The sequence below is a fragment of the Glaciimonas sp. GG7 genome (assembly GCF_052976905.1).
In genome coordinates this window covers 1-695 of the sequence record NZ_JBRIIQ010000228.1, presented here as the reverse complement: position 1 = coordinate 695, position 695 = coordinate 1, and the positions used below count along the sequence as shown (strand labels likewise).

Below are 695 nucleotides of genomic sequence, written 5' to 3'. Positions count from 1 at the left end.
GTCTCCGACTCAGTAGTTCTATGCCGAGTACCACGGACAAGCACGAATCGATGGACTAAGGGTGCTTCACAAACTTTGTATGTCAACACGTCCTATCTCTACAACTCACCTCTGACTTTTTCCATGAAAATCATTTCCTCTATCGAAGAATTACGCGATCAGATGCGCGGCCAGTTGCGCACTGCTTTTGTGCCAACTATGGGTAATTTGCATGAAGGCCATCTTTCGCTGATGCGCCTGGCTAAACGCCACGGCGATCCGGTCGTCGCATCGATTTTTGTCAACCGGCTACAATTCGGCCCGAACGACGACTTTGACAAATATCCGCGTACATTTGATGCTGATGTCGCCAAACTGGAAAAAGAAGGCGTCTACGTGTTGTTTGCGCCGAGTGAAAAAGACCTCTATCCGGAACCGCAGGAATACCGCATCCAACCGCCTGACGGTCTGGGCAATACGCTTGAAGGTGAGTTCCGTCCCGGTTTCTTTACCGGGGTCACAACGGTGGTAATGAAGCTGTTTTCATGCGTACAACCGCGCGTGGCGGTATTCGGAAAGAAGGATTATCAACAATTGATGATCATTCGCAACATGGCAAAACAGTTTGCATTACCGACCGATATCATCGCCGCAGAAACGTTTCGGGATCGATTCGTGCTTGTCCGTGGTACTCGGCATAGAACTACTGAGTCGGA

General features: G+C 49.8%; 1 protein-coding gene. It reads left to right on the top strand.

The genetic code is table 11. The annotated features are described in order from the left end of the window. Nucleotides 1-123: 123 nt before the first annotated feature. Nucleotides 124-695: 4-phosphopantoate--beta-alanine ligase (locus ACVBEF_RS21310; RefSeq protein ID WP_447125890.1), on the top strand; the 572-nt coding region annotated here is incomplete at its 3' end.